Raw genomic sequence first — 6,976 nt, forward strand, 5'->3', positions numbered from 1 at the left:
CATCCCGGTCGACCCCGCAACCCTTGCTGCGTCTGCTTTGCAGCGCTGCGTTGTGTTGCGAGGGGGCGAATATTAAGTGACCGCAGCGGGGTTGGCAAGGGGTTTTTGAAAACTTCTTCGTGCCACCATCAGCGCCGCCTTAGAATCGGCAAATGCCTGACATGCCTACCTACCTGCCGTCGCGCCTGCCAGCGGACGGGGCGCGCCTGCTCGACGCCCAAGCTCTCGCCGCGGCGCTGTCGCGCCCTATTGCCTTTGTCGACCTGGAGACCACCGGCGCGGACGCCCAGCGCGACCGCATTACCGAGATCGGCGTGGTCGAAGTCGGCCCGGACGGCATCATTGAATGGGACACCCTGCTCGACCCCGGCATGTCGATCCCGCCGTTCATCCAGCGCATGACTGGCATTACCGAAGAGATGGTGCGCGGCCAGCCGAGCTTCGAGTCACTGGCGGAATCGCTTGCCGAACGCCTGCAAGGCCGCTTGTTCGTGGCGCACAACGCGCGCTTCGACTATGGCTTCCTGAAGAACGCCTTCCGACGTGCCGGCGTGACCTTCCGGGCCGACGTGCTGTGCACGGTAAGGCTGTCGCGCTCGCTGTTCCCCTCCGTGGAACGCCACGGCCTGGATGCGCTGATCGCGCGCTTCGGCCTGACGCCCAAGGGCCGCCACCGCGCGCTGGCCGATGCCGAGCTGCTGTGGCAGTTCTGGCAGAAGATCCATGCCACGTATTCGGTCGACCTGGTGGAATCGGCCGTGCGCACGCTGGTGCGGCGGGCCAGCCTGCCGGCCGGCCTGGACGAAACCGCGCTGGAAGACGTGCCGGCGGCGCCCGGTGTCTATATCTTCTATGGCGACCAGGACGTGCCACTCTATATCGGCAAGAGCGTGCACCTGCGGCAACGGATCGGCGCCCACTTCTCCGGCGACTACCGGTACGGCAAGGATATGCGGCTGGCCCGGCTGGTACGCCGTGTGGAATGGCGCGAGACCGGCGGCGAGACCGGCGCGCTGCTGCTCGAAGCCCGGCTGGTCAAGGCGATGCAGCCGGTGCACAACCAGCTGCTGCGCCGCAATGCCCGGCTCTATGCCTGGGAACTGCCGCAGCAGCTGCCGGTGCCACGCCTGCGCTCGGATCGAGATACGGATTTCTGCCGGCATCGCGACCTGTTCGGCGTGTTCGGCAGCCGCGGCGCGGCCGAGGCTCGCTTGCGCGCGCTGGCGCAGGAACACGGCCTGTGCCTGGCCACGCTGTCGCTGGAGAAAACCACCCGCCGTGGCAGCCCCTGCTTTGCGCGCCAGGTCCATCGCTGCGCCGGTGCCTGCGTCGGCGCCGAGCCGTCGGGCGCGCACCGCGCCCGGCTGGCCGCCGCGCTGGCGCCGATCGCGCTGATGCCCTGGCCCTTCGATGGCCCGGCTGCCTGGCGCGAGCAGCACGACGGACGCACCTGGTGGCATGTCGCCGACGACTGGTGCTACCTGGGCTGCGCAGCCACGCTGGAAGAAGCGCAGGCGTTGGCGGCAGCACCAGCGCATTTCGACCTCGATACATACCAGATCCTCGCGCCGCGGCTGGCGCAATGGATGCCGCAGGCGGTGCCGCTGTCCGTGCACAGGCCGTTCACGCTGACCGCCCCCGAGGCCCCCGCCCGGGCGCCACGCCCGGCACGCATCCCGGCCGGACAGACTGCCCGCAAGGCGCCACCGGCTGCCGCACAGCAACCCCTGGGCCTGGTCTCCGACTGAAGCCGGCCACGCTCTGTGCGTCATCGCGCAGAGCACGCTTGCAGCGAGGCACGCGGCTCCGCTAGCCTGCACAGGCCGGCCCTTGCAGCCGGCTGCGCCGATGCGGAGCCTACATGCCAGCCAACCCAATCCTTCCGGCCGAAACGGCCCGCGGCGCCGTCAGCGTGCGTGCAAGCCTGGCCGTCTTGTGGGCGGCTGCCATCACCGGTGCCTGCGCCGGCCTGGAGGCCAGCGCCATGCAGGACGTCTTCGATTCCTGGAAAAACGTCCCCGTCGATGAGGCGAAGCGCCAGTGGGGTCCGCCGCAATCGGTGCAGGTCCTGCCCTCCGGCACGGCCTATGTCTGGAACGATTCGATTGCGCCCGCGCGCCCCCCGGGCAGCGGCCCGCGCGATGCCGGCATGGAGCGCACGCCGGTACCGGGCCAATGCCAGCGCAAGCTGGTGACCGGCCAGGACGGCATCGTCATCGGCGGCGAATGGCGCGGCGATGCCTGCTGCATCACCGCGCTCGTCGGCCACTGCGCAAGCCTGAAATATCGGGGCCGCAGCTGAGCCATGAGCCACGGCACCCGCGGGTGCCCGCCCGGCTCAGTCGATACTTGCGCCCGACGCCTTCACTGCCTGCCCCCAGCGCTTCTGCTCCGCCGTGATCGTGGCGGCAAATGCCTCCGGCGACTGCCATGCGGGCTCGGCACCCTGCTGCTCGAGCTTCGCCTTGGTGTCGGGGTCGGCCAGCACCGTGCGCAAGGCACCGGACAGGCGTGAGACCACCTCCCTGGGCGTGCCCGCCGGCGCCAGCATGCCATAGAAGCCAACCACCTCGAAGCCCTTCAGCCCGGCCTCCTGCATCGTCGGCACATCCGGCAGCGCGGGAGAGCGCTGCGGCGACGTCACCGCCAGCGCACGCACCTTGCCTGCCTTGATGTACTGCGTGAACAGCGGGATCGAGTCGGCCATCATCTGCGCCTGGCCGCCCATCACGTCGGTCAGCGCCGGCGAGCTGCCCTTGTACGGGATATGGACGATGAACGTGCCCGAAGCCTGCTTGAACATTTCCGGCATCAGGTGCGAGATGCCGCCATTGCCGCCCGAGGCAAAGTTCAGCTTGCCCGGGTTGGCCTTGGCATAGCTGATGAACGCCTTCAGGTCGCGCGCCGGCACGTTGTTGTTGACCACCATCACCAGCGGGATCAGCGCCGTGCGTGCCACCGGCGCGAAGTCCTTCGGCATGCTGTAGGGCAGCTTGGGATAGAGCGAGTTGTTGATGGCCATCTGCCCAGTGTTGGCCAGCAGCAGCGTGTAGCCGTCGGGCGCGGACTTGGCGACGTTGTCCGAGCCGATATTGCCGGCGGCGCCGGCCTTGTAGTCGATCACGATGGTCTGGCCCAGGATCGGCTGCAGCTTTTCGGCCAGCAGGCGCGCGTGCGTGTCGACCGGGCCGCCGGGCGGGAATGCCACCACCAGCCGGATCGGCTTTTCCGGCCAGGCCGCTTGCGCGGTCCCCGCCGCCAGTGCCAGCGGCGCGGCGGCCAGGGCCAGCAGTGCGTGTCTCAGGATGTCCCGGCGGGCTTGCGGCTTGTTCTTCGTCTTGTCCACGGTTGATTTCTCCTTGATACAGGGCTGCCCGCCAGCGCCCTGGTTCCGGGTGCTACGAACAGTCGCCAGCCGCCATTGTGACTCTTTTGTGACTTTCTGATGTCATTTTTATGACAATCTCCCGGACTACCGGACTCAACGCACCGGCCACGCGCCCGTGTCCGCCAACACCGGCGAGTATTCGCGAAAACCGAAGCGCAGCGGCAATACCGCCGCACGCCGCACCACGCGCTCGACATGCAGCCGCACCAGCCGTTCGGCGCCGGCGTATGACGCCAGTTCATCGCCCTCCCAGATCACCTCGGCGCGCCCGCCCACATGCAGCAGCGAGCCATCGGCAAAATCCGGCACCACGATCCCGGCTTGCGGATTGGCCAGCAGGTTGCCGACCGTATTGAAGAAGTTGTTGCCGTTGAAGTCCGGGAACGTCAGCGTGCCGGCCTCGTCGACGCGGATAAAGCCAGGCTTGCCGCCGCGGTGCGAGACATCGGCGCCTCCGGTGTGCTCGCCCTCGTCCTGCGGAGATGCGGTGTGGCTGGTGGCGATGAACAGGGTATCGGCGCCGCGCAGCCAGGCCACCGCCTGCTCATCCAGCGCGTCGCCGTGCCAGGCGGGCGGCGCGGGCGCCGGCTCGGCCAGGCTCACGTCGCGCAACTGGATATAGCGCGGGCAGTTGCCAAAGCTCTGCTCGACCTCGACTGTCATCCCGCCCTCGTCGCGCGCCACGATGACCCCGTTCATGCGGTTGCGCCGGCGCGTAGGCAGCTCGATCCCGAGCAGGCCGATGCGCGCGCCCTGCGCCAGCGCCAGGGCCGCCGGGTCGCCGGGCAGCGGCACGGCGTCGATACGCAGGTGGGTGGCGTCAGGCGTATGCGCAAACCCCGGCGTCCCGGCCAGCATCGTGGCCCAGGGCTGCCCGTCGGCATCGACGGCGCCAACCAGCAGGAACGGCAGCTGCGCAAAGAACGTGCGGTGCTGCTCCGGCATCTCGCCACGGATTACCCGCGGGCCGGACGCGGCCATGCGTTCGCGCTTGCCGGCGCGCTCCTGGGCGGCCAGTTCGCCGGCGTGGAATGGCAGGCCGGCGTGCGGCCATGTGGGCAGATCCATGACTAGCTCCTTTTCCTTGTCGGATCGATTGGCGATACGCGGGTCCGGCAGGCGCTACGCCGCCAGGCCGACCTTCGACACCAGCATCGGCACGAAGCCGGGCAAGGCTTCGATGCGGCGCAGCCAGTCGTTCAGCGCGGGGTACGGCGCCAGCGGCACGTTGCCTTCCTCGGCGCGGGCGATATAGCTGTAGGCGGCAACGTCAGCAATGGTGGCATGGTCGGCCGCCAGGAACGGCTGCCCGGCGAGCAGGATTTCCATCAGCGTGAACAGCCGCTGCGCGCGGGCGATGGCATCGTCCATCGCCACCGGCCTGCCGAACAGCACGCCCAGGCGCGCCGCCGCCGGCCCGAAGGCAATGTCGCCGGCGGCCACCGACAGCCAGCGCTGCACGCGCGCCGCGCCCACCGGATCGCGCGGCAGCCAGCGGCCGTCGTCATAGCGCGTGGCCAGGTAGACCAGGATGGCGTTGGAATCGCCGACGACCACGCCGTCGTCATCCAGCACCGGCACCTGGCCGAACGGGTTCAGGCGTAGGAAGGCCTCGCTGCGCTGCTCGCCGCCGCGCAGGTCGACGTCCACCAGCCGGCAGGGCAAGCCCAGCAGCCCCAGGAACAGTTCTGCGCGATGGGCGTGGCCGGACACCGGCGAGCGGTACAGCACCAGCGGCTTGGCGGGGCGATTGGTTTCTTGCATGGCACTCTCCTCAACGGTTGGGATAGCCGGATTCTGGGCGCCGAAGTCGTTGCAATAAATAGGGCAATTGATATTTGACTACTCCAAAGAATGGAGTAATGTGTGGCGCCATGGACAAGCTACGCGCGATGCAGACCTTTGTGCGGATCGTCGACGAGGGCAGCCTGACGGCAGCCGCCACGACGCTGCATACCTCGTTGCCGGCGGTGGTGCGCACGCTGGCGGCGCTGGAATCCGAGTTGCAGGTCCGGCTGCTCAACCGCACCACGCGGCGGCTGTCGCTGACCGGCGAGGGGCGCAGCTACCTGGACAGCTGCCGGCGCATCCTGGCCACCATCGACGAGGTCGAGGCCGGCCTGACCGCCAGCCATGTCGAACCCAGCGGCCAGCTCACGCTGACCGCCTCGGTGCTGTTCGGCCAGATGTATGTGGCGCCGGCGGTCACGCGTTTCGTGCAGCGCTATCCGCGCGTGCGCTGCCGCATGGAATTCACCGACCGCGTGGTGAACCTGCTTGAAGAAGACCTGGACGTGGGGGTGCGCATCGGCCCGCTGGCTGATTCCACGCTGGTGGCGCAGACCGTCGGCAGCATCCGCCGCGTGGTGGTGGCCACGCCGGCCTACCTGCGCAAGCACGGCGTGCCACGCCATCCCGAGGAACTGGCCAGCGCCAACTGCGTGCGCTTCACCGGCAACCACGCGCACTGGTGGACCTTCCAGGAGGACGGCCGGGAGTTCCACGTGCAGGTCAGCGGCAACCTGGAATTCAACCAGACCGCGCCCGCCGTGGCTGCCTGTGCCGAAGGCGCGGGCTTCGGCCACTTCCTGTCCTACCAGGTCGCGCAACTGGTCGAAGCACGCAAACTGCGCATCGTGCTGCAGGATTTCGAGCAGCCGGCATGGCCGCTATCGCTGATCTATCCCCATGCGCGACTGTTGCCGGCACGCACGCGCGCCTTTATCGAATGGATGCGGGATGACCTGGGCCCGCGCTTCAACTGACAACGCTCCATCGCAAAAGGACCATGCCCCTGTCGAGCGCCCCCACTCCAACCGGCTTCGGCACCCGCGTACGGCGCCTGCTCCATCGACCGAGCGGCAACGCCTTGCGCGCAGCCGTGCTGGGCGTCAACGACGGGCTGGTGTCCAGCTTCTGCCTGGTGATGGGCCTGGAGGGCGCGGCGGCCTCGCGCGAGGCCGTCATCCTGGCCGGGCTGGCGGGCCTGGCGGCGGGCGCTTGCTCGATGGCGCTGGGCGAATGGCTGTCGGTGACCAACAGTCGCGAGATGAACAACAAGCGCCTGCGCGACATGGCGCACGAGCTCGCGCATGATGCCACCCGGGCCCGACAGCGGCTGGTCACGGTGATTGTGGGCAAGGGCGTGCTGCCGGCCGATGCCGAGCGTGCCGCCGACGAGATCATGCGCAACCCGCGCGCGGCCCTGGACACCTTTGCGCGCGAAGTGCTGGGCATCAACCCGCAGGAGCGCGGCGGCAACCCGGTGCAGGCGGCGGTAATTTCCTTCGTGCTGTACAGCAGCGGTGCGCTGGTGCCGTTGCTGCCGTTCCTCGTGACCGCAGGGCCATCGGCGCAGTTCGGCAGCATCGTCGCGTGCCTGGCCGGCCTTGGCCTGGTTGGCTGGGGCACCTCGTCGTTCAATGGCCGCCCGGGATGGTTCTCGGCGCTGCGGCAGGTGCTGATCGGGGGCATGGCGGCAGCCTTCACCTACGGACTGGGCACCGTGTTCGGATCGCTCTGACCCGCGCCGAGGCAAGCGGCACATGCGCGCCGCAACGCCACCTCCGGCGCAGCCCACCCACCCGC

Annotated in this window: 7 protein-coding genes; 4 read left to right on the plus strand and 3 right to left on the minus strand. The window is 68.9% G+C overall.

Annotated features, from left to right (window positions below; translation table 11 throughout):
- Nucleotides 1-152 precede the first annotated feature (152 nt).
- Nucleotides 153-1,748 carry an exonuclease domain-containing protein gene (locus AC3WQZ_RS35140; RefSeq protein WP_010811650.1) on the plus strand — a complete coding sequence of 532 codons (1,596 nt, stop codon included), beginning with the start codon at nucleotides 153-155 and terminating at the stop codon, nucleotides 1,746-1,748.
- Between the two features lie 113 nt (nucleotides 1,749-1,861).
- Nucleotides 1,862-2,302: a hypothetical protein gene (locus tag AC3WQZ_RS35145; protein WP_010811651.1), complete on the plus strand. Its 441-nt coding sequence runs from the start codon at nucleotides 1,862-1,864 to the stop codon at nucleotides 2,300-2,302.
- Between the two features lie 36 nt (nucleotides 2,303-2,338).
- Here AC3WQZ_RS35145 and AC3WQZ_RS35150 read toward each other — a convergent pair whose 3' ends face one another.
- The 3 genes from AC3WQZ_RS35150 to AC3WQZ_RS35160 form a co-directional block, all read right to left on the minus strand.
- The gene (locus tag AC3WQZ_RS35150; protein WP_010811652.1) at nucleotides 2,339-3,346 is read right to left on the minus strand and encodes a Bug family tripartite tricarboxylate transporter substrate binding protein; all 1,008 of its coding nucleotides are present in this window, start codon (nucleotides 3,344-3,346) and stop codon (nucleotides 2,339-2,341) included.
- A gap of 135 nt (nucleotides 3,347-3,481) precedes the next feature.
- Nucleotides 3,482-4,456: a pyridoxamine 5'-phosphate oxidase family protein gene (locus AC3WQZ_RS35155; RefSeq protein WP_439672520.1), complete on the minus strand. Its 975-nt coding sequence runs from the start codon at nucleotides 4,454-4,456 to the stop codon at nucleotides 3,482-3,484.
- Nucleotides 4,457-4,510: 54 nt separating this feature from the next.
- The gene (locus tag AC3WQZ_RS35160; protein ID WP_010811654.1) at nucleotides 4,511-5,152 is read right to left on the minus strand and encodes a glutathione S-transferase family protein; all 642 of its coding nucleotides are present in this window, start codon (nucleotides 5,150-5,152) and stop codon (nucleotides 4,511-4,513) included.
- A 98-nt stretch (nucleotides 5,153-5,250) separates the two neighbouring features.
- Between AC3WQZ_RS35160 and AC3WQZ_RS35165 the strand changes: the two genes are divergently transcribed.
- Nucleotides 5,251-6,153 carry a LysR family transcriptional regulator gene (locus AC3WQZ_RS35165; RefSeq protein ID WP_081645122.1) on the plus strand — a complete coding sequence of 301 codons (903 nt, stop codon included), beginning with the start codon at nucleotides 5,251-5,253 and terminating at the stop codon, nucleotides 6,151-6,153.
- Between the two features lie 23 nt (nucleotides 6,154-6,176).
- Nucleotides 6,177-6,911 carry a VIT1/CCC1 transporter family protein gene (locus tag AC3WQZ_RS35170; protein WP_037024178.1) on the plus strand — a complete coding sequence of 245 codons (735 nt, stop codon included), beginning with the start codon at nucleotides 6,177-6,179 and terminating at the stop codon, nucleotides 6,909-6,911.
- Nucleotides 6,912-6,976: the final 65 nt, after the last annotated feature.

This window comes from Cupriavidus sp. FW305-26 (assembly GCF_058787975.1).